Genomic DNA, 22847 nt, shown 5'->3' with positions numbered 1-22847 from the left:
TCTCGCATTCTTGTTTCTCTTTTTCATTCCTAGCTCTTGAAACGCAGTCTAAATAAGCCTTAACGCTTTTTTTAGCTAAAACCTTTTTCTGTAAGTCTTTAGGGAGATCTTTGACACACCTTTTTTTCTCAGCTTCGGTTTTAGCGTTTTTCAAACAATCTAGTGCTTGATTCTCTAATAGTTTCCTCGCTTCAGGGGTGAGTAATTTCTCACACTCTTTTTTCTCTTTTTCATTCCTAGCTCTTGATACGCAGTCTAAATAAGCCTTAACGCTCTTTTTAACTTCTTGCTCTAATAGTTTCCTCGCTTCAGGCGTGAGTAATTTCTCGCATTCTTGCTTCTCTTTTTCGTTCCTAGCTCTTGATACGCAGTCTTTGTAAGCCTTAACGCTCTCTTTAGCTTCTTCTAAAAGTTTTCTCGCTTCAGGCGTGAGTAATTTCTCGCATTCTTTTCTTTCAGCTTCGTTTTTGGCTTTTGACACGCAATCCAAATAAACCCTAACACTCTCTTTAGCTAAAACCTTTTTCTGTAAGTCTTTAGGGAGATCTTTGACACACCTTTTTTTCTCAGCTTCGGTTTTAGCGTTTTTCAAACAATCTAGCACTTGATTCTCTAATAGTTTTCTCGCTTCAGGCGTGAGTAATTTCTCACACTCTTTTTTCTCTTTTTCATTCCTAGCTCTTGATACGCAGTCTAAATAAGCCTTAACGCTCTTTTTAGCTTCTTCTAAAAGTTTCCTCGCTTCAGGCGTGAGCAATTTCTCGCATTCTTTTCTTTCAGCTTCGTTTTTGGCTTTTGACACGCAATCCAAATAAGCCTTAACGCTTTTTTTAGATTCTTCTAATAGTTTTCTCGCTTCAGGCGTGAGTAATTTCTCACACTCTTTTTTCTCTTTTTCATTCCTAGCTCTTGATACGCAGTCTAAATAAGCCTTAACGCTCTTTTTAGCTTCTTCTAAAAGTTTCCTCGCTTCAGGCGTGAGCAATTTCTCGCATTCTTTTCTTTCAGCTTCGTTTTTGGCTCTTGATACGCAATCCAAATAAACCCTAACGCTCTCTTTGGCTAAAACCTTTTTCTGCAAGTCTTTAGGGAGATCTTTGACACACCTTTTTTTCTCAGCTTCGGTTTTAGCGTTTTTCAAACAATCTAGCGCTTGTTGCTCTAAAAGTTTTTTCGCTTCAGGGGTGAGTAATTTCTCGCATTCTTTTTTCTCAGCTTCAGTTTTAGCTTGAGATACGCAATCCAAATAAGCCTTAACGCTTTTTTTAGCTTCTTCTAACTTTTTTTTCGCTTCAGGGGTGAGTAATTTCTCGCATTCTTTTTTCTCAGCTTCAGTTTTGGCTTGAGATACGCAATCCAAATAAGCTTTAACGCTCTCTTTGGCTTCTTCTTCTAAAAGCTTTTTCGCTTCAGGCGTGAGTAATTTCTCGCATTCTTTTTTCTCTTTTTCATTCCTAGCTCTTGAAACGCAGTCTTTATAAGCTTTAACGCTCTCTTTAGCTAAAATATCGCTCTGTAAGTCTTTAGGGAGATCTTTCAAACACTTTTTTCGTTCTTCATCAGTTTTAGCGTTTTTCAAACAATCTAGAACCTGTTGTTCTAACTTTTTTTTCGCTTCAGGCGTGAGTAATTTCTCGCATTCTTTTTTCTCTTTTTCATTCCTAGCTTTTGATACGCAATCCTTGTAAGCCTTGACACTCATATCAGCTAGTAGTTCCTTTTGCAAGTCTTGGGGAATATTTTTCAAGCACTCGTTTCGTTCTTCATCGGTTTTAGCGTTTTTCAAACAATCTAGCGCTTGCTGTTTCAATCTTTCTATAGCTTCTTTAGACAAGCCTTTCAAGCATTCGTTTTTCTCAGCTTCTGTTTTGGCGTTTTTGATACAATCCTTATATTCTTGAAGCTCTTTTTGAAGCTCTAATTCCTTACGGAATTTCTCTCTAATCTCAGGGTCATTTATGAGTTTTAGGCACTCGTTTCGTTCTTCATCGGTTTTAGCGTTTTTCAAACAATCTAGAGCCACTTGAACTTTTTGTTGGTTCAGTAAGCTTTTTTTCAGGTTTTCATCTTTGATTAAATCTAAACACTTGATCCTTTCTTCTTCAGTTTTGGCATTTTTGATGCAGTCGTTATAAGCCTCTAGAGTCTTTTTCATTTGATCTTGAAGTTTTTTGTCTTTGATAAGCTTCAAACATTCTTCATAGTTGCCACCATTACCAATACACTCATAAAAGGCTCTCAATGGGTTTTTGTCCTCAATTTCTGCAATATTCAAATAGTTGTATAAGGTTCTATTGGGATCGTCATTGAAGAAAAGATTTTTATCGATCATATTGCCTTTTTCATTCCGTTCTTTCAGCAATCGGTTATACTCTTGCCTTATTTGGATTTCATCATTGACATAAAGATTCCTGTCTTTGCTAAAACGAGAGCTTTTATCTTCCAAAGGTATAAAGTAGTGAAAAATGCTTCTAGAAAATAAAATAATCACGATAAGAACAGCGACTACAATGCCACCAATAATGTATTTCTTCTTGCTTCCTTTAATAATCTCTTGATCGTTAGAGTCGTTAGTTATTTCTTCTAACTTGTCTCCATCAAAATGGGTTTTAGTTTCTGTGGGGTTGTCAAGACGATTATCTGAGCTTTCTTCTTTTAAAAGATCTTCAAAATGATTGGCTTCTGTTACTTCTTCATTAGATAGATCTTGGGGTGAATCTTGTTGGGTTTTTTCAGAAGTTTCATCATCAATCAAGTCCGTTTGAGTTTCTTCTTGATACTCATTATTTTCTTGATACTCATTATTTTCTTGATCGTCTTCTTCGTTCAGTTTTTGGGCTTCTTCATCTAAACTCTTTTGCTGAGTGAAAGGTCTTTTATCATCAACTAATTTTCTGGCTTTCTTGAATAACTTGTCTGCCAGACTGCCATTGCTAGATTCTGAAGTTTCATTACCTCCAGAATCTATTTGAGTTTGGGTTTCTTCTAGCTTGTCTTCATCAAAATGGGTTTTAGTTTCTTGGGTTTTAGTTTCTGTGGGGTTGTCAAGATGATTGTCTGAGCTTTCTTCTTTTAAAAGATCTTCAAAATGATTGGCTTCTGTTGCTTCTTCATTAGATAGATCTTGGGGTGAATCTTGTTGGGCTTTTTTAGAAGTTTCAAGTTTATCGTTTTCTTCATTCATGTCTTAACGCCTTTTTATTTATCTCTGACAAGAGGGAGCTTTTTAATCACACGCTCCAATTCACCATAGTTTTTGATATTGTAATTTTTTGTCAATGGATTTTTCCCATAGCCTTTATTGATCACTGTTACAAGGGCTTTGTCTTTAATGAGCTTAAACTTCTCTGCAATTTCATTAACTCTATACCATCTCAATCCTGAATTGGTCATGTTAGGATCAATGGCAGCATCAGTCATGCTCAATTTCCCATCAGGTTGAACCACAAAAATAGCAGGTTGGAGAGTGATGTTTTTGAAACCAAAATAAGTGAATGTGCCATCATCAAAAATTTCAGAGGGCATAATATGTTTAGAGCGTTTTTCAGGCGCTTGGTAGTAATTGTAGTTTCTAGGCACAGGGTTTCTTTTTAACGCATTATGCACATATTGGGTCTCTAGCGCCTTTGCTTGATCTAGTATAATTTTTTGTTTTTCTTCTCTTATTTTTTCTTTGTTGATAATCTGTTCATTGCTCGCCATCATTACTCTATTGATGTAGGCTGTGGTGTTGAGATTTTCTTGCTTGATCAATTCTCTCTGTCTCTTTGCTTCTTCTCTCTTTTTTAATTCTTCTTCAATAACGCTAGAAACTTCGTGTCTTTGTGGGTATTCCAATTTGACCGTTAGATACGCTGAAGCAAAATTGTCTTTTTGAGCTATCCTCAAAATGAATTGATACAAGGCTTTATTGGTCCGCACAACAAGATTAGTCCTCCAAGCACTATCGCTAGGAGATAATTCTATGGAGTTATCCTCGGGGCTTTTTTGAGATTTATCTGTCTTAATACTGATTTTATCTTTGGCTCTTTGCTTGATTGTCTCTTCAGCTTGTTTCTTGTTGAGTTCTTCAATTTGTTTGAGCGCGTTAGCTTGAGCCTGCTCTTGCATGTCCTCTAGTCGTTCCATTTGGTCTAATTCACTTTCTCTCTGTTGCTTGATCAATTCGCTAAGATTTTTGTTATTGCTCAAATTTTGTGGGTTACTCATAGCGTTAGTGAGATTTTCTAAATTGGCTCTATTTTTTGCGCGCTCTTCTTTTCTTTTTTCTCTTTTATCTTTTTGCGCCTTTTGCGCCTGTTCTTTAGCTTCTTTTTCTTTTTCTAGAGCTTTTTTTTGTTCTTCTAATTCTTTAGGGTCAGGCGCATCTACGATAAGTTTTTTTGTTTTTAAAAATTCTTGGTAATCTCTTGTCATTAGGGCAAAATTCACTGCTTCTTTTTCAAACATGAGATTACTTTTTACCGATTTAGGTTGAATGAATATATGATTAGAATTAGGCACAATACTCCAACCTTTATTGAAACCTGTTGTGATGTAAGAAATAGTTTCATCTTTTTCAAGTTGGATCACGGTAACATTGTCTAATGAAGTCCAAATCGTAATAGGTTTTTCATCTCCCAAATAAGCAATCTTCTTATTCACCACTTTCACCCTACCACGATTAAAATTTTTAATGTCAGGTGCTGCTGCTTCTATTACGCTAGATAAAAATAAATAACCAAGACAGAAACAGCCAACAATTTTTTTAAAAAATGCCTGCTCCATCAACAATTCCTCTTAAAAAATATTTGTAATTGTAACACAAGAATAAAGTGGCTTATCCTTTAAACATAGATCCACCAACTCTTCCTACCATTAAGGCATCTCTTTCTCTATCCATCCTGCTGCCATCCATAGAGACAGAGCTGAAAATGGTATTAACGATCGCATTGACACTCTCAATAATCGTCTCTATGAAACCTTTTAAAATAAATAGAGTGATCAAACTCGCAATAGTTGAATCGATGCCCAGTCCCCCTTGATTGATGTTTTGTATAGCAACAGAGGGCGTTATGGTCAAATTGAATGCCAATAATGCCAAAACACCAAAGAGCAAAATAGGAATAGCTAGAACCAGGATAAACAAATTATTAATAAACCATATCAATATGTTTTTCATAGAATCTTTGAACCAATCTAGCACGATCAAACATACCGCAATAGGGAACACAATACCGCTAAAAGCCCCAGCTATCAAAGGTTTCACAACCACAGTGCTTATTCTCATAATGATAGTTACTTGCATAAAAATAGCAAATAAAGAAATACCTGCCACTTGCAAGCCTTGTAACAAACTAGGAGCGTTGTTGCCAACATTAGAAAAAACAGCTCTTACCGCAGGTAAAATTGAATTAACAGTGTAATTCAGCACTAAATCTAAAGCCCAAAAAAGAACTTGATTCAGCCCAAAAGCGCCTGCTAAACCAAAATAAATGGAATAAGAGATTTTATAAAGATAACCAAAACCTGCATAGGCGATAAAAGAGACCATCGCCATTTTGAATAATGTCCCCCCAATAAATCGCATGTATTCAAAACCTATGTTAAGCTGAATGCCATTTGAAATATCCCTCAATTTCATAAAAGAAATGAAAACAAAAATCCCAAAAACAATATAAATTAGGTAAGAAACAAAATCAAGATATGACCCTTGCCCTATGATAATATCAGGCAGATTGACTACACCATATGCAGGAAGAACAGCAGCGTCCGCTCCTTTGACAACAGATTCTAATGCGGCAAAAGCAAGCATGGCTGTAGTGTTGTTTTGCAGTTTATTTGCAGTGAATTCTTTACCAATCAGCCAAATTAAACCATCAGCTGTAATATTCGTAGAAGCTTGAGCGGTTATTGAGCCAATTATTTGCAAAAGAATATTGCCTTTCACATTGTCCTCAACACCGCCTTTGGTAAAATTCTGAATCTTGTTGCTCAAATTGTCTAGCACGCTATCCATGGATACATCTATGTTTTTATTTATCAATGCGTTCCAACCAAAATTACAGCCACTTGATGGCGTTAGAGCAAAACCTTGTATAGCTGTAGCAACACTTGCCCACGCCGATCCCCATAAAGGACCTAAAGTATTCAAATATTTCACCAGATTGCTAGCGGCTAAACTTGTGGCTAATGGTGTGCTAAGCGCTTCGATCACACCCTGCCCTGAACTCTTTCCACTCCCTGATGCACCAATAGATGTATAGCCTGTCAAAATATCTGCAAAACTCTTGTTGGTTAAAACATAACTTGGTATCAGCATGCAATAAACTGTTTGGTAAATTTTGAGATTGGAAACAATGGGCAAATCAATAGCTTTCAACCAATTAGGAACAATGAGAAAAAAACTTATGATCGTTACTAAAAAAGTCCTTTTAATATTAAACATGTTCTTATTTATTTAATGCCTTATTTTTCGCTTCCACTTCTTTAATCTTTCTCAAAATTTCGCTTACTGTCTGTTCGTTTTGTAAATCCATGATTTGAATGTCAAACACTTTGAAGCCAAAAGGATTGATGATAAGATTTTCTTGAGAAGAGTTACCTCTAGCAAAATCATAATAAATAGTTACTTGTTTTTTAGTGATATATTCATAATTTTCCATCGTATCGGGTGTGATTTTGATGGTAATGAAAAATGTTAATCTCGTTAAGGGACTATTTTTGACTTTTTCTCTTTGTATGTTAGAGCTAATGATAGCTTCTGCTCGGACTTTATCCACGAATTGTCTGATATTTTCATTGAACATTCTCATTGCTTGGGTTTGGAAACTCACATCGCAATATTGCATTAGTTGATCCTTGCGATCCCTCAAAGAATTTTTACTATAACCAAACAGCAATGAGACAAATTTTGAAGTTGCGCTATCCACAACAGCTTCAGAATTGACAATTTGCCTAGCATCGGAGCGTTTGACAATTTTAAATTCTCCTGTGTATCGATCAATGCCATAAACAAATATATCCGTTTTCTTCAAAGGCATCATCATCACAATACTCGTTACAGCGGCGACATTGAGTGCCATAGAGAGATAAAAAGCCCTTTTGAAAGTCCTATTGGCCTTATTGAGTTTTGCTAATCTATCAAGGGCTATCACACCCCCAACCAAATTTTCATCAACCAAGACTTCCTCGTTTTTTTTCCCTAACATGCGACAGCTTTATTGTTTAATTATTGGTTTGTTGGTTGTAAAATTTGAGAGATTCTTCATTAAAAACTCCTTAAAATAACCCTAATTATAGCAAAATTTCTGTAAAAACTATGTATTTGAAAAACCTTTAACAAAAACCTTTTTGGATAAGGCGTTGAACAAAGATACCTTGATAATCAATGTAAGCAGCGGATTGTTTCAAACAAGAAGCAAGATGAAACACGATGCAACTCAAAAAGTAAGAGCAATGAGTAAGCAGTCGTAACTTAGTAATGAAATTTTAGAAGCGCCTAATTCAAAGAGATAAGACAATCGCAACCCAGAGAGAGAATGGTATAATATCAAAATAAGTTCTCAATTTAATTCTTGAAAGGAGCTTCATGAACGATACAACAGAGCATCATGGACCTAATCCGCTAAACGCCCCACCACCTAGCAACTCACAGAGCAATGATCTCTTAAATTTGCTAGACTCATTATATCCCAAAGGGAGTTTAGGGGAGCAAAGATTTCACGAAGCTTTAAAGAATCAAGAAGAGTTGAAAAATATCCTAATAGAAATAGAAAAGCTACCGCAAGAAAAAAGGTATGAACTTCTGATGCAGATAGGACAAGCCAAACAAAGAATAATGGAAGCATACGCTCATTCATTCTTAGGATATATAGGGGGACTAGAGCATCTGTTAGGATTATGTATGGGTGGGATATTTGTTTTGTTTGCAATCTATTTTGTATTTTTAAGAACTAGCAAAAACACAGAGCTAGTGGAAAGTCTAAAAACAAAATTAAAACTTCAGTATTTTTACTATGCCTTTGGTGTGGGTGCGGTTTTGTTTTTTGGATTAGAAACAATTAGATCGATTTATGAACTATATATCTTAGGAATTGGTAGCACTAACGACAAGGTGCTCTTTGTTTTGAAAAACATTTGCTTTATAGGTATGGGCTATTTGATCTATAAAGTTATTAAAGTTATTGGTATAAAAAATTTTATCAATGGTCTTTTCACTTCAAAGAAACAAGAGCAATAAGGAGAAACAACTAATGAAACTGAGAGCAAGTGTTTTAATCGGTGCGGCAATTCTGTGCTTAATTTTAAGCGCGTGCAGTAACTATGCGAAAAAAGTGGTGAAACAAAAGAACCATGTTTATACGCCTGTGTATAATGAACTGATAGAGAAGTATAGTGAGATACCCTTAAATGACAAACTCAAAGACACACCATTCATGGTGCAAGTGAAGTTGCCAAATTACAAGGACTATTTGTTGGATAATAAACAAGTTGTACTAACTTTCAAACTTGTTCATCATTCTAAAAAGATTACGCTCATAGGCGATGCCAATAAGATCCTTCAATACAAGAATTACTTCCAAGCTAATGGAGCGAGATCTGACATTGATTTTTACTTGCAACCCACTTTGAATCAAAAGGGTGTGGTGATGATAGCGAGTAACTACAATGATAATCCTAACAGCAAAGAAAAACCACAGACCTTTGATGTGTTGCAAGGGAGTCAGCCAATGCTAGGAGCTAACACAAAAAACTTGCATGGCTATGATGTGAGTGGAGCAAACAACAAGCAAGTGATCAATGAAGTGGCAAGAGAAAAAGCCCAGCTGGAAAAAATCAATCAGTATTACAAAACTCTCTTGCAAGACAAGGAACAAGAATATACCACTAGGAAAAATAACCAACGAGAAATTTTAGAAACCTTGAGTAATCGTGCAGGTTATCAAATGAGGCAAAATGTGATTAGTTCTGAGATTTTTAAGAATGGCAACTTGAACATGCAAGCCAGAGAGGAAGAAGTTAGGGAGAAGTTGCAAGAAGAAAGAGAGAATGAATACTTACGCAATCAAATCAGAAGTTTGCTCAGTGGTAAGTGATTGAAAGAAAAGGAGAGAATAGATTTTTCTAAGGGTAGAGAGCAACGCCAACGGGCGTTAGCTTTACTTGATAGGTAAGGCGATCAGGTAGGTAATCTTTTTAAAGCACTCATCATTTTTTAATTCTGTCTCTGCCCAAGACGAATATTTTTCAAACTGAATTTTGTTAGTTACACCGAGATTTTTTGTTCGTTTTCCACATCAAGCATTTTGCACTCCTTTTTCTTCCATGTATTTTTCAAGATCAAATTTCATCAGCAAATCCCTAACATAGTCGTTATATTGTTCAATGGTTTTTAGATTAGCGTAGAAATTCACTTCTTCATCTGTCATCACAAACAATTTCAATAGTGGGAGCTTAGTATCATACAATTCTATTTGCGAGTCCATTTCTCTAATACTCATCTTAAACATGATGGGCTTGCTGAAGAAAGGCAGAAATATTCCAAGAATTGATCGATCAAATTTGGAGAATAAGAAATTAGGATTCTCCGTAATCGCATGCAACAGTTCCATAGTCTCATTCTCAAGCAAACGATAAACCTTTTTAAATTTATCAATACCAATGCTTTTGATAACAGCGCGATAATCTTTCATGTAATTTCTTAGAACCTTATCTAACGCTCCCTTGTTTGTATGCATCTGTTTGAAAAAATCATGCATGGTTTTTATTTGATCTATGATTTTCTTTTTTTCATCAGTGTTTAAAAGTTCGTTCTCTTGCAAGCTCTTAATAAGTTTTTCTTTCTTATCTTTTGAGTTGGCAATCATTAAGAAGAGTTTTCGCATGTTATTACTCATATCGCTCTTGATCCCTTCAATGGATTTGGTTTCTCTTTAGATTGTTCAGATCGTAAAGGTTTATATTAAAATTATACAATATCTGTTGTGTGAAAATTTCAGAGCGGTCATAATTCAAAGAGCAAGAAACTATTTTTTTAACCATAAAATATTGTTTCAATCACTCTTATATCTATTTTTCAAAACCTACAAAAACGCTTTCACGAATAGCCCTAAAAACCGATTTAAAAAGTTTTAATATTATAATTATTTTTAAAAAGCAAGATCGGTTGTAAGAATGCGTTACAACTAAAATAAAGAGTTAAGATAACTCATTTTCAAAAAGGAGTCTTAAGTAATAAAATCATAATGTTCAGCTAGTAATCTATTGCCTTGTTGATCAAACAAAGCTCTGCATGAAAGATGAAAAAATTTCATCTTTAGATAGTTAATACACCACTAGAGTCTTACTTGAGAGACATTCATTTTATTAGTGGTTTTGTCTGATTTGCTGCTACCAAAACCATTACCAACCAAAGCAGATCCCATGTTTTTGATACTATCGAATCCATTCTTCAGCACTTCTGCCATAAAATTCTTGATATTGTCCATAGGCAAGTTAAATTTTTTCCCTAATGCTTCATTAAGTCCCATCATTAACATCAGAAAGAACAAAAAATTTAATATCATAGAAAACAAATCACTGGATAAACCTGTAAAAAGATTTGTTCCGCCACCCAACAAAGAAGCTAAAATTTTTCCCATACTCAGTCCTTTTATTTTTGGTTGTGTAAGTTCTTGCTTGTTCGGATCTCTAATGCGTGTTTTAGTAGGAAGCATTTCACAATAGCATACCTAAAGCTACTAAGAAAATTCTTGAATCTATTGGTAAGATTACTCATGAAATCAAGCGATAAGTAACCACCAATCGCAAAAAAATCAAATATTTTGCCACCAAACAAGCCATATCCTTTTTATTTTTATCTCCTAATTATAGCAAATTTTTCTCAATATTAATTTGGAAAACCACCACCATATCAAAAACAAATTACTAACACACTAGATGCAGAATTATTTTTAAAAAACGCTCCTTTAAATTTAAAATCATGGGGTTTTAGGATTTGAATACCAAAAATAGATTGGTTTTTTCAAATAAGCTAGCTTTGGGTATGCACTTAAAAAGATTTTAGTTTTTAGTCAGTAAGGTTTTATGCTAATGTTTGGAAATAAAGAAATTTCTCTAAATCAAGTCTTGAGAAATTTTTGAACGAATCATAAGAACCAATTTTGCCATTGAGTCATAAGTATGATTAGCTTCATTGTGAAATTTGCGTGGCTTAAGAGATAGTATTTGCTTATTATGCTGAGAGAAACGAGTAGCAAAAGATAAGTAGTGTAATAAAAAAAGCTAGGTTTTATTATAAGAGCAAATAGGAATAATATTGGATAAACTAAAATCACCCCTGCCCCATAAGAAAAAAGGGCTATTAAAAAACCTATAACGATAGAACTGATATTGAACAGCCTATAATAAAGGCTGTATTTATCTAAATGTTTGTTGAAAGAATGTTTGAATTGTAAAAAGTTTTGTTTTAATTTGCTAATCGGTCGTTTCATTTTGGTTTTGAAAGAACTAGTTCAAGGCGGTGAACCTATAAAGGAGCAAAGGAGCATAGGAAATAATAAGTATTTTACAAAACCACCTTAATCTAGCTCAAAATCCCAAAGAATACCCTACTATGCTGATACTAACATGCGATATAACACAAACCAACGATTTGTTTGTTTATGTCAAACAAAGAATAGAAAACATCTATCTAAAGAATAAAGGAGTTTCTATCCAAAAAACACAAGTCCATTGTATAAAAACAACCTTAAGAAAAACTTAAAAAATACCAACAAGCCGCATATAAGCAAGCAAAACATAATACTATAAGACCTAGATTTTACTTACCTTTTGAATATGGAAAAGTTTTGATCCATAGTTTTGTGGAAATTGTGGTAAAATGTGTTGATATTTTTTGAAAATTTAAGGTTACAAAAACTATAAGATGCTTGCAAAAATCGTTTTTAGCTCATTGGTTGCGTTTGGAGTTTTGTCGGCTAATGTGGAGCAGTTTGGTTCATTTTTCAACGAGATAAAAAAAGAACAAGAAGAAGTGGCTGCAAAAGAAGACGCTCTTAAGGCTCGCAAGAAGCTCTTAAGCAATACGCATGATTTCTTAGAAGACTTGGTTTTTAGAAAACAAAAAATCAAAGAGCTTGTGGATTACAGAGCTAAAGTTCTTTTAGATTTAGAAAACAAATACAAAAAAGAAAAAGAGGCTCTAGAGAAAGAGACAAGAGGTAAAATCCTTACTGCTAAGTCAAAGGCTTATGGTGATCTAGAGCAAGCCTTAAAAGATAACCCTCTCTATAAGAAACTTCTTCCTAACCCCTATGCCTATGTTTTAAACCAAGAAACATTCACCAAAGAAGATAAGGATCGTTTGAGTTATTACTACCCCCAAGTGAAAACGAGCAGTATTTTTAAAAAAACTACCGCTACCACTAAAGATAAGGCTCAGGCTTTGCTTCAAATGGGTGTGTTTTCTTTAGATGAAGAGCAAAACAAAAAAGCGAGCCGACTAGCTTTATCTTACAAGCAAGCGATTGAAGAATATTCCAATAACGTTTCTAATTTATTGAGCAGAAAAGAATTGGATAATATAGATTATTACTTACAGCTTGAAAGAAACAAATTTGACTCCAAAGCAAAAGATATTGCCCAAAAAGCCACCAACACGCTTATTTTTAACTCGGAACGCTTGGCGTTTAGCATGGCGATTGATAAGATCAATGAGAAATACTTAAGGGGCTATGAAGCTTTTTCTAACTTGTTGAAAAATGTCAAAGATGATGTGGAATTGAATACTTTGACTAAAAACTTTACTAATCAAAAATTGAGTTTCGCTCAAAAACAAAAATTGTGTTTGTTGGTTTTAGACAGCTTCAATTTTGATACCCAATCCAAAAAATCTATATTAAAAAAGACTAATGAATACAATATCTTCGTAGATAGCGATCCTATGATGAGCGACAAAACAACTATGCAAAAAGAACACTACAAGATATTTAATTTCTTTAAAACAGTGGTTTCTGCATACCGAAACAATGTTGCCAAGAATAACCCCTTTGAATAGGAAAGGAGACGCTCTTGAAAAGTATCTTCAAAAAATTAGGTTCTGTCGCTCTTTATTCTTTGGTTATTTATGGGGGCTTAAACGCTATCAATACAGCATTATTACCGAGTGAATACAAAGAATTGGTGGCTTTAGGCTTTAAAAAAATCAAAACACTCTATCAAAGACATGACGACAAAGAAATTACAAAAGAGGAAAAAGAATTCGCTACTAACGCTTTGAGAGAAAAATTACGGAATGATAGGGCGAGAGCAGAGCAAATTCAAAAGAATATTGAAGCGTTTGAAAAAAAGAACAACTCTTCTGTTCAAAAAAGAGCAGCTAAGCACAGAGGATTGCAAGAATTAAACGAAACTAACGCTAACCCTTTGAATGACAACCCTAATGGCAATTCTTCCACTGAAACCAAATCTAATAAAGATGATAACTTTGATGAGATGATCAATAAGGTGAATGAAGCTTTTGTGAAACATGCTGCTCCGCTTGTGCCTGATGAGTGGAGAACGCCTGAAATTGAAATCATTATCAATGAGTGTATTATTTCAAGCAACGATTACGATGGGTTAAGAAAGTGTTTGATCAAAGACATCAAGGATCAAAAAATTCTTGCCCCCTTATTAGAAAAAATTCAAGAAATAGAGACAGAAAATAACAAGTTTTCTAGACAACACCTAAGTGGTTTAAAACTCGCTCTTAATAACAGCAACAATAGAACCTTTCTTATAGCTTCGTGCGCTATTTGTGAGAAGAGAAAAAAAGAAATGGAGCAAGAAAATAACTACCAAGATACTACAAATGCAAGTGAGTTTGGCACTACTGATACAAAAGAAAATGAAGCAAAAGATGCAACATCCTCAAACAATCGCTCTAAATCCGAACTGCCCAATAGCGTCATTAATCAAATAGAACAAAGCATCGCTCATGGAAAAAAATAGCGATCCAAATTATTAGCCCAAAAAACAACTAGAGAAACAAATCCCAAAGGTTAGAAATCATAGCTTGTCGTCTCAGAAAAATCATTTGACAATGATCTTACTTGATTGCCTTTCTTGTAGGTATTGTCGCTTACTTTGTTCTAGGGATCTTTCTAATGCGTCCAACTCCTCTAAATAATTTAAAAAGACCTTGTTGTGAGCTAACATAAGCTTTCTGATTCCTTTGATGAAATTTTTATTCTTTAGGCTTTCTACAAGCGTCTGTGACGCAGTGATTAAAGAAGCTGTACCTCCAATGTTGCTCTGATACGCCTTTAGGGAAGTTTCTAAACGCTCTCTTATATTTTGTTTTTCTTGCTCGATTTTCAACTTCCCTTCACAATAAAGAACTAAAATTTTATCGGATATTCCGCATTGCTGTTCAGCAGTCTTTTGGTCTAAGGGATTGATTTTCATATAGGTTAATAAAAGTTCAGGGCTAGACATATAAGTCTTAAAAATCACATCTTCTGAGATGAAAAATAACTCATTCGCTTCAAAATTGGCTTTCAATAACGCTAAATCTCCTCTCAAAGCCATGGCCGCTTTTTTGATGTTTAGAGCATCTTCTTCACCCATTTTATCATTAGCGCTAGGGCTAGTGGTTGAAAAAATCTCATCTAAGTTTTTGAGCACTTGTTGGTTGGTCTCTTGGTAGGTGCTATCCAGTTGCTTTAAGCCGCTTGTTATATCTTCTGCCATCAAAACAGACAATAGCAAAAAAGAAAATAGGGTATTTTTCACGAGTGTTTTCATTTGACAATAACTTTAGAGTTAGCAATGTTTCTTGCTGTCGTTTCTCTCTCTAATTTCAGTTGTTCTTCCCAAAGATCGGCTTTTTTTTCAAGATTTTCTATATAGTTTAAATGATTTTCTGCGTTTAAGATAGCAGCTTCTATGAGCGCGTTCAAATCTACTGATCCTTTTAAGGTTTTGATTTCTCCATTGATCCCATTCAAATAAGCGATATTTTGAAAATCTGCATCACTCAGTTTATTTTGAATAAGGGCTACAATCATTCTGTAATTCTGAATAACCTGTTCCATAAGGCATGCTGAAATTTTTAGCCCATCAAGATAGGGGCATTTTGTGGGCGCTAGAGTGAATGTTTCAATGATTCCAAATGGTGTGCCCATGCTTGAAAAAAAACTAAGAGCAGGCGCATAGATGGCACTTTGAAACAAAGCCTGACCTGTTAAGGAATTATAGTCAATAAGGGTCGCTTTTTTCATAGCCTCTTTCAACCATGTTTCAAAACCTTCTAAGGTTTCTTCAAACGCCTTGATGCCGACCGTATTGTAAGCGATGTATTTAGCGTTATCAGAAGAACTTCCTAGAGCTTGAGAAAGCATTTCCATTTGTGTTTTTAGAGTAACGCTCGGTTCAAAGCTGTTTTTTAACGCTTCTAAGAGAGCGTTTTGCTGATTCATTTTGAGCTTGATTATTTCGTTATTTTTTTGGAGCGCGATTTGCATGTTTTGGATTTCTGTTTGGGTATTAATTTTTTGTTTTTCCACGATTATTTTGACATTCCCCCCCAATGCACTAAGCGCGCTTGAATACCCTTCCATGACGCCAAGCAAGATGTCTGAACCTGCAAAAAACCCCCCTGTCATGCCATTGACACCATTAATAACGCCATTAGCCCCTTTTAACATAGCGCTCATGGTTGCAAGCTGGGTTCTCAATTCTCCCTCTATTTGCGCTTGAATGGCTTTTTCTTTGGCATTAGATTGGGCCTCTATGGCTTTTAATTCGGCTTGAGCGGTTTTTTGTTTGGCTTGTGCGTCCGCCTGAATGGCTTTTAAGGCAGGTTCAAGCGTCATTACTACCTCTGCACCATTCAAGGACAAACCACAAAAAGTCAAGAAAGAAAATATGTTTAAAAAACATTTCACATCTCTTTCCTCACTTCACGATTATTTTAGTTTGCACCCTTTCTGTTAAGTAGCTATCTTTTTGCCCCTTAAGCTTGTCTTTGATGTAATCAAGATAAGTCAAATGCGATTTCAAAAAAGATTTATTCGCTACTATATTGTAATTATATAGCGAACTTATGTTAGAAATCGCTTGAGTGTCATAGGTGCTAGTAGCTAATCCTGATTGACCAAGTATCATTTGAGAAGCGTTCTGCAACAAATTAGTATTGTTTTTCACAAATTCTATATAGTATTCTCTCAAAATTTCTGCTACTTTTTCAGCATAGCAATAAACAGCAAGAACTTTATCCCCAATAGGGCATGCAGGAGTGGTCATAGGATTAGCGCCTGAAGTTAGGGCATTAGTGGCTAACGCTTGGTATTTGGCATAAACAGTGGGCATAGAAACACTCATAGGAGTCATAGAAATTTGCATGCAACTGAAAAACACTTTTGATGAGCCAACAAGTGCACCTAAAGCGGTACAGCTATCAAGGGAATCGGCTGTATCATTCATTGAGCTGTTGCTTGCTTGAGAACGCAGTTGCTCTTGTAGAGCTAGGGCGTATTTTGGTGCTGCGCTTGTAATATTGCCTAAGATACCGCTCATCATTTCAACCGTTGTTGGCACGCTAGGAACAGCGATTTGATTCGTCGCATAAGCTTCAATAGCGCTAGGATTTTTAGGGGTGGTGTTACTCGCTAAAATGCTTGCAATCTGACTATTAACAGCACTAATTTGCGCGCCTTGCGTGTTGCCTTGTGCGTTAAATTCCCCTGTTAATTTGCTGATATTTAAGATATTGTTCCCCACAGCCATGCTTTGATCGTTAAAACCTTGATACAATTGGTTGTATTGTTGGTTAGCGGCTTTCATAGGCATGCTTACGGCTTCAGCGATGCTCTGATTGTATTGGGTCATGATAGCGGTCATTTGCGGATTAGTAAATCCCACAACAATAGGAATAATCGCTGCTGACATAGCACCCGCTACTATTCCTGCAAATGGCCCTGCGACACCACTTGTGCTTGAGATGATTGAGGAAATTTCCGATAAGAAGCCTGCAGAAGATGATTCATATATAGCTTGTGTACCTGCCATGTTAATACCCTCCTAAGCTTGGTGGTAAAAACGATGAATCTGAGTATGTTGGTGCATAACCATACATGAAAGGATTGTTTGGACCGTAATCGCCCATCATCTGGCTCATGAGAAGATTTTGAATGCCCCACATCGCATTGATGCCTAGATTATCATTAGGTTGAAAACTCCCTAAACTTATGTCGTCAAATTTGATATTAACATTCTTATCATTATAGTCATTGAGTATGGCCACTTTTTGCTCTAGGGTTTCTTTAGGGATCTCTATTTTTAGTTGATCTCTAGAAACAAGCCCCACGCTATTTAGTGCCATATCTTCAGGACTAATATCTTTTATATCCGTGTTTTGGTCAGCGTTAAGCGGAGCGTTAAACATGCCAATGATAAGACACCAAGCAAATAGTAATTTAATTTTATAAAAATTCGTTTTCATACTTTTGACTCCTTTATTCTTATTTTTAGCATTATTCTAGCGCATTAACACCACTCAATCGCTGTTTTTGTTTTGATTTTCTTGATCGAGCATTTTGTTTGTTACTTCATCAATGTTTTGAAAATATTTTTCAAAAAGCTCTTTCTTTTTAGCTTCAACGCTCATATCAGTTTGAATCCAATTAGGAATAATGGAGTCCATGATCAAATGCGTGAAGTCATAGGCATGATTGGTTGGGTATATTTTGTTCTGAACATAGTATTCTAAAAAATTCGCTTGAACAAAAAAATTCTCTATATCGCTCTGCATGTCCTCGCTTATGTTGTTATTGATAGGTTTTTCTAGTAATCTGAGAATCCTATACGACTGCATGATAGTTTCTAGCATGAAGAAAGTATAAACATAAACTAATGATACAAAAGAATTATTGGCTTTAAACGAGTTTGCATCATTTTTCCCACTTTGAAGAGGAATTAATCTTGATAATGTTTTTTGGGGATCTTGCCCTTCGTTTATTTCTTTAAAAAAGCGGAAGTCTAAATCCTGATTACTGAGAAATGACTTGACAAAGTGAAGATTAGCGTTAAGACTGTCTATGAGACCTGAATAAAGGTGTTCTGTTTTGATATCATCTATATTCAAAACATCCTCATAAAACACATTGACATGGTCTTCTAAGAAATTAGAAAAATCATAAAGAGTGGTAAGGTTTTGTTCAGTGATTTCGCCTTCCATTTCTTCTTCTATGAAGTCCAATTCTTCTCTCAGTTCAAAAAGATAATTAGAAAAACTATCCAAAATCGTCAAGACATCATTTTCTAAAATTTTCAATAATTTTTGTTCACGCAAATTTTGTTTCATTTTAATACTCCTCTATTTGTTGATACATTTGCCTCAAGGCCTGATATTTATCTATGATACTATGGTTTTGGATAATCTTGTCAATTTCTTTGACAAATACAGTATCTGTGGATAAAATTTTCAAATATTCTTTAGGAATGCCTCTCAAATTAAAACTAGCGATAACGCTAGGGCTTCCATCTTGTTTGTAGAGAATTTTCCTATCTAGTCCCTTAGTGATGATTTCAAATTCTTTTTCTGTAACATTAGCCAATCTTTGGTAATCAGAAAGATTGCCCCCATCGTTTCTTAAAAAAATCTTTGTAGGGCATTGTTCTCTAATCGTATCAGCAATAGGGCAAGCTAAAAGATCAGTGATGCTTTGAGTCGCAAGTCTGACAATAGCGTTTCTTTTCCTTGCAGTTTTTAGCATGTCTCTTACAAAATAAGCGACCTTTGGATCGCCTAAATATTTCCAAGCTTCATCAATATCCAAGACAAATCTACGCCCATCCATTGCCTCTTGGATACGAGCGAAAAGGTAAAAACAAATAAAGGGCGAAACATCATTATTGTCTAAGAAACTTGACCCATCAACGCCAATAATCGTTTTTGAAAAATCTAAGCGATCTGTTGCTTTATTATCAAAAAGCCATTGAAATTCACCATTGGTTGATTTGCAAAAAGGCGCTAATCGCGCGACAAGCCCATTAGGATCATTGTGGTCTTTTCCAAAAGCATTAATAAGTTGAGTGATGGGATAATCTAGGTTCATATCTCCTGTGATAAGGTTGGTTACTGCCGCTGCAAGCGTGTTAGAATCTGCTAGGCTAAAAGAGATGCTGTTGCCATTTTCATCTTTTTCATCGCTTTTGGTCGCTAGGTTTTTCACAAGCTCTTTGACAACAGAAATAGCCGTTTGTTTTTGCTCCATTGTTGCATTTGTTTTTTGCACACAAGCCGCCCAAGCAAAAGGATTTAATCCTGTATCTGTCCCTAGCTCAATCTTGACATACTCCCCACCCATTGCGACAATATTCCCATAAGCACCATAATCTTTATCCATATAGACCATAGTGAGCTTTTGCTTGTCTTTGCTGACATTAGCAGGAAAATTGTGAGCAAATTGTCCCATAGCGTTTAGAGTCATGGACATAAACACTGTCTTACCTGAACCGGTTGAGCCAAGTATCAAAGTGTGTCCTGCTGAAGCTGAACCAAAACCAGTAGGCATGTGGAAGTTCAGATAAAAAGGCGAATTGATCTCGCTTTTTAGCGTCATCACACTATTACCCCAAGCGTTATTCTCTTGATTGCCATCAAAACTCATAGCCCTCATAGCGATGAAATCAGCAAAATTATTAGAAGTTACATCAAAAATAAAAGGAAGCGTGATAAAAGAGCAATGTTTGGCAAAAAAGTAATTTTCCATAGAGAAAGTCGCTGCGCTGGCTAAAAAACCTTTAGCGTTAAGACTAGAGACGCATTCCTTAACGCTTTGTTTCATCTTTTCAAAGCTATCAGCAAACAGCACTAAAGAATTACCATAACTGCCTAGCGTAATATCACCATTACCCACTAATTCGCTCAAGCAACCTAAAGTCATGCCCTGCTCTTTAGAGCCTCCACTAATAATAATTCTTCTAGAGGTGAAAGCTAGCTTGTCCTTTAAAACCTGTGAGTTTTTAGGCGAATAAGCATGCATGAAAATAAATTCGCTGTCTAGGGCGTTGATTTTATCAAACAAATCGCTTTGTGATTTAGGGGCGTATTCACTAATCTCAATAGCGCTAAAATATTTTTCACTCAAATCATCATTTAAGATTTTTCCATGCTTGTTGGCAAAATAAACTTCTTTCACCCCACCATGCATTTTTTCCTTGAGATACAAGTCTTTTCGGTTGCAAATAAAAGGGGCTTCATTCATTCCCACAAGAAAATTATAAAACTCGCATTGTTTGGAGTAAATAACGCCATCTTTAGTGTATTCTTTCAATCTAGTGGGGTGGTATTTACTCAATAGCTCTTCTATGAGCTCTATCCTATCCTTGAAGTTTTCAAGCTTGGCTCTAATAATCCTTTGAAACTCTTCAAAATTATTGTCTGCAAAATGCTTTTTATTCATAACGGGTTCATTGAGAGTGTCTAATAAATCTTGTTCTATGGTGAGATAAAAACTAATATCATAAAAACTTTCTCTCTTTTGCTTCTCATTATAGGCTCGCATGAAATCATTAGAAAAAATAAGACTATAATCCCTATTGGTTTCATCAATAACGATTTTCTTTTTAATAGTGTGAAAATAAAATTTGAATTCAGGGGTAACAAAATTCCTAAAAACGCTATAAATAGAAGCGTGTAACTCTATGAGATCTTTTTTGGAAGTGGTTAAAAAATCAATGCCCCCCAATTTGATTGTGCCTAAAAGAGAATAGTTGTTAGTAAGGATCACCCCATCATCTAAAAAACATTCATAGTTATTCGCTAGATAGGAGTTTGCAGCACTCACAAGCCTGTCTTCTCTGTTTGGATTTAAGTGGATGTCATTAGCCATTTCTTTACTAGGCTTCATGGAAAAAATGCTCATGAACGCTTTGTTTTTTACGCCCTTAAACAAAAAAGGTTTTTTAAATTTCATCGCTCGCTCCATTCTTTGATAAAGCCTATAATCTTTCTTGAATCCAAGAGCTACAAGCACAATAACAATCGCTACAATCAAAACAGGTTCATAGGCTTGAAAAAGAATAACAGATAATACAATGGTTACAAACAATATAAATATGGAGGAATAAATAAAAGTTTCAGGGAAACCAAACAACCTATTCCCCCCATCAAACAAGACTTTAAAAAAGGGATTGACACCTTTTTGCATGTCTGCTTTAAGTTCTTCTATTTTTTGAAACTGCCGCTTTTGAACCTCTTGCTCTATGATTAGCTTTTTTTGTTCGTCAGCCTGTTTGCTTGCCACAAACACCCCTCTCTTTATAGATATACCGCTTCACATGTAATCGTATAAAAGATTTTTTTGAGAGACTCTACGGTGCTAATATGTTTCAAAAGATCATTAGGATCATAAGAATTGAATACGGCCAATAAAACATTATATAGCTTATCATCGCATAAAATTTCTCTTGTTTCCCCGCGCAATGACAGAAAGCAGCGTTGTTTGTTGGTCGTGCTGATGCTTTTAAAAGTAAAAAAGTCTTTCACTTCAGGATTGATCTGTAATTCTACATTCAGTCCCATTTCTTTACCCTTTTCATCAAAGATTTTTTCAATAATGGGATCGTAATGCTTCAAATCCTTTATTTTTTTAAGGACTCTATTGACAATCACGAAGTCAAAAACTTCATCTTTGATAATATCGGGATTGACTTCTTTGAAAGTTACTTTCTTGTCTTTCAAATTTTTGATAGTCGCTTTAAAACTATCAAAATCTAAATTCGTATAAACAAGCCCATTGGGAGTGTTTTTTTCTTTTTCTAGCGCTTCTTTTTTGGCTTGATTATCGTCATTTGCTGACCCATACGAACTGAAAACAACGAAACTTAAGAGAACTTTCAAAAAAAAGCCTCTTAGTTTTTTATTACTATTATTGTTGATCAATTTAGCTAGCTCCTCCACTCTCGCCAATATTGAAGCCAAACTTAGTGCTCAAATAGATAATACCGCCTGCCACCGCTAACATAGCTATGGGCTGTGCATAAGCAAAAACAGTCGCCTGACCTCTTTTGATGTCATCAGAGATTTTCCAAATATCCGCTATGCCTTTGACCCCTAGAGCGCAACCACCTACGATCGCTAGAACAGAAATGATCTGAACAACCAAAGTTTTAGTCTCAGTGACGCCTGTTGCAGGACTGGTAACCGCCATTAAAGGATTGGTTGTCATCACTAGCCCTAAAGTTACTACAACTTTCTTGTAGCTGTCAGTGATTCTTGTAAAAAATTTCATGCGTTTCCTTTCAAATTGAAATCAATCGCTTGAGTATATCAAAAAAAAGTATTTTTATACTATTCATACAAGCACTACTTCATAAATTTAAATCAAAACCGACGCTTTTGTTTGACAACTGACATCATTCAGGAACAATAAACCTACTTGTCCCAACCATTTTTCTTTCTCAAGTCATCGTAGAATTGTAGATCTTTAGGATCTTTGATGTATTTTTTAATCGTCTCAGGTTGAAACCTAAAAACAAGCAGAAACAAACCCAAGCTGATCAGAGTGAGAATAAAGCTCCACTTTAAGCAACTCCATAGACCACTAAAGAAACTTTTTTTGAAGCTGTCTTTGAAAATCTGTCCTATTGATTTGTTTTCCATTTTGTTTCCCATGCGGATCTGTGGATCACAAACGCTTAATTATACATGCTATAGTAAGCATGACACACAAACCAAACTATTTTTAGAACGCTTCATGCACTCACCTTGTCCAACCATTTCTCCAACCATCTTTAGCGTTGCATTTGATTTCTTCAAAAAGGCTCATTTCTTAGTTTATTGTTCTTGTTAAAATTTGTCCATTTTAGCAAATTTT

General features: G+C 35.3%; 22 protein-coding genes. 5 read left to right on the top strand and 17 right to left on the bottom strand.

Annotated features, from left to right (window positions below; translation table 11 throughout):
• The 4 genes from G6069_RS02325 to cagV form a co-directional block, all read right to left on the bottom strand.
• The coding region (locus G6069_RS02325) for a CagY family CD-EC repeat-containing protein (protein WP_275951775.1) at positions 1-3184 on the bottom strand (3184 nt) is incomplete at its 3' end.
• A gap of 14 nt (positions 3185-3198) precedes the next feature.
• Positions 3199-4767, bottom strand: a complete 1569-nt coding sequence (gene cagX, locus G6069_RS02320; protein ID WP_165567944.1) for a type IV secretion system apparatus protein CagX — start codon at positions 4765-4767, stop codon at positions 3199-3201.
• Between the two features lie 52 nt (positions 4768-4819).
• Positions 4820-6427 (bottom strand): cag pathogenicity island VirB6 family T4SS protein CagW, encoded by a 1608-nt coding sequence (gene cagW, locus G6069_RS02315; protein ID WP_108339126.1) that lies wholly within the window; start codon positions 6425-6427, stop codon positions 4820-4822.
• Positions 6428-6431: 4 nt separating this feature from the next.
• Positions 6432-7190 (bottom strand): cag pathogenicity island type IV secretion system protein CagV, encoded by a 759-nt coding sequence (cagV, locus tag G6069_RS02310; RefSeq protein WP_197293245.1) that lies wholly within the window; start codon positions 7188-7190, stop codon positions 6432-6434.
• Positions 7191-7570: 380 nt separating this feature from the next.
• On the opposite strand from cagV, the gene cagU reads away from it, so the two are divergent.
• Both cagU and cagT read left to right on the top strand, forming a co-directional pair.
• Positions 7571-8221 carry a cag pathogenicity island translocation protein CagU gene (gene cagU, locus G6069_RS02305; protein ID WP_078248823.1) on the top strand — a complete coding sequence of 217 codons (651 nt, stop codon included), beginning with the start codon at positions 7571-7573 and terminating at the stop codon, positions 8219-8221.
• 13 nt (positions 8222-8234) lie between these two features.
• Positions 8235-9077, top strand: coding sequence for a type IV secretion system apparatus protein CagT (gene cagT / locus G6069_RS02300; protein WP_021174732.1), 843 nt, complete (start codon positions 8235-8237; stop codon positions 9075-9077).
• Positions 9078-9278: 201 nt separating this feature from the next.
• On the opposite strand, the gene cagS is transcribed toward cagT, so the two are convergent.
• The 4 genes from cagS to cagP form a co-directional block, all read right to left on the bottom strand.
• A complete protein-coding gene (gene cagS, locus G6069_RS02295; protein WP_097567385.1) occupies positions 9279-9878 on the bottom strand; it encodes a cag pathogenicity island protein CagS in 600 nt (199 codons plus the stop codon).
• 438 nt (positions 9879-10316) lie between these two features.
• On the bottom strand, positions 10317-10697 hold the full coding sequence (gene cagQ, locus G6069_RS02290; RefSeq protein ID WP_197293244.1) for a cag pathogenicity island type IV secretion system protein CagQ: 381 nt from the start codon (positions 10695-10697) through the stop codon (positions 10317-10319).
• Positions 10634-10819: a hypothetical protein gene (locus G6069_RS07945; protein WP_079337943.1), complete on the bottom strand. Its 186-nt coding sequence runs from the start codon at positions 10817-10819 to the stop codon at positions 10634-10636. Before G6069_RS07945 ends, cagQ begins: the two co-directional genes overlap by 64 nt.
• 310 nt (positions 10820-11129) lie before the next feature.
• A complete protein-coding gene (cagP, locus tag G6069_RS02285; protein ID WP_001958601.1) occupies positions 11130-11474 on the bottom strand; it encodes a cag pathogenicity island protein CagP in 345 nt (114 codons plus the stop codon).
• Positions 11475-11908: 434 nt separating this feature from the next.
• Between cagP and cagM the strand changes: the two genes are divergently transcribed.
• Complete coding sequence (gene cagM / locus G6069_RS02280; protein ID WP_197293243.1) at positions 11909-13039, top strand: type IV secretion system apparatus protein CagM; 1131 nt, start codon at positions 11909-11911, stop codon at positions 13037-13039.
• A gap of 14 nt (positions 13040-13053) precedes the next feature.
• Positions 13054-13974 (top strand): cag pathogenicity island type IV secretion system protein CagN, encoded by a 921-nt coding sequence (gene cagN, locus G6069_RS02275; protein WP_197293242.1) that lies wholly within the window; start codon positions 13054-13056, stop codon positions 13972-13974.
• An 81-nt stretch (positions 13975-14055) separates the two neighbouring features.
• On the opposite strand, the gene cagL is transcribed toward cagN, so the two are convergent.
• From cagL to G6069_RS02260, 3 genes are read right to left on the bottom strand one after another with little or no spacing between them, the layout of a single operon-like run.
• Positions 14056-14769 (bottom strand): cag pathogenicity island VirB5 family T4SS-associated adhesin CagL, encoded by a 714-nt coding sequence (cagL, locus tag G6069_RS02270; RefSeq protein WP_097694137.1) that lies wholly within the window; start codon positions 14767-14769, stop codon positions 14056-14058.
• Complete coding sequence (cagI, locus tag G6069_RS02265; RefSeq protein ID WP_197293241.1) at positions 14766-15911, bottom strand: cag pathogenicity island type IV secretion system translocation protein CagI; 1146 nt, start codon at positions 15909-15911, stop codon at positions 14766-14768. Before cagI ends, cagL begins: the two co-directional genes overlap by 4 nt.
• A gap of 10 nt (positions 15912-15921) precedes the next feature.
• On the bottom strand, positions 15922-16866 hold the full coding sequence (locus G6069_RS02260) for a sodium:calcium antiporter (RefSeq protein ID WP_231627802.1): 945 nt from the start codon (positions 16864-16866) through the stop codon (positions 15922-15924).
• On the opposite strand from G6069_RS02260, the gene G6069_RS07940 reads away from it, so the two are divergent.
• Positions 16853-17050 carry a hypothetical protein gene (locus G6069_RS07940; protein ID WP_000562353.1) on the top strand — a complete coding sequence of 66 codons (198 nt, stop codon included), beginning with the start codon at positions 16853-16855 and terminating at the stop codon, positions 17048-17050. The genes G6069_RS02260 and G6069_RS07940 overlap by 14 nt on opposite strands.
• On the opposite strand, the gene cagG is transcribed toward G6069_RS07940, so the two are convergent.
• The 6 genes from cagG to cagB form a co-directional block, all read right to left on the bottom strand.
• Positions 17036-17467 carry a cag pathogenicity island type IV secretion system translocation protein CagG gene (cagG, locus tag G6069_RS02255; RefSeq protein ID WP_000855885.1) on the bottom strand — a complete coding sequence of 144 codons (432 nt, stop codon included), beginning with the start codon at positions 17465-17467 and terminating at the stop codon, positions 17036-17038. The two genes, G6069_RS07940 and cagG, sit on opposite strands and share 15 nt — an antisense overlap.
• A 54-nt stretch (positions 17468-17521) precedes the next feature.
• On the bottom strand, positions 17522-18328 hold the full coding sequence (gene cagF / locus G6069_RS02250; RefSeq protein WP_165520579.1) for a type IV secretion system chaperone CagF: 807 nt from the start codon (positions 18326-18328) through the stop codon (positions 17522-17524).
• A 1-nt stretch (position 18329) separates the two neighbouring features.
• Positions 18330-21281, bottom strand: a complete 2952-nt coding sequence (cagE, locus tag G6069_RS02245; protein ID WP_197293240.1) for a cag pathogenicity island type IV secretion system ATPase CagE — start codon at positions 21279-21281, stop codon at positions 18330-18332.
• An 8-nt stretch (positions 21282-21289) separates the two neighbouring features.
• Entirely contained in the window at positions 21290-21913 is a 624-nt protein-coding gene (gene cagD, locus G6069_RS02240) for a cag pathogenicity island type IV secretion system protein CagD (protein WP_187884699.1), read from the bottom strand.
• Position 21914: 1 nt separating this feature from the next.
• Positions 21915-22262, bottom strand: coding sequence for a cag pathogenicity island type IV secretion system protein CagC (cagC, locus tag G6069_RS02235; protein ID WP_197293239.1), 348 nt, complete (start codon positions 22260-22262; stop codon positions 21915-21917).
• 143 nt (positions 22263-22405) lie between these two features.
• Positions 22406-22633, bottom strand: coding sequence for a cag pathogenicity island protein B (cagB, locus tag G6069_RS02230; protein ID WP_033595527.1), 228 nt, complete (start codon positions 22631-22633; stop codon positions 22406-22408).
• Between the last annotated feature and the right edge of the window lie 214 nt (positions 22634-22847).

It is taken from the genome of Helicobacter pylori (assembly GCF_017594925.1).
GTDB lineage: Bacteria > Campylobacterota > Campylobacteria > Campylobacterales > Helicobacteraceae > Helicobacter > Helicobacter pylori_DP.
This window is presented reverse-complemented; position numbering and strand designations above follow the sequence as displayed.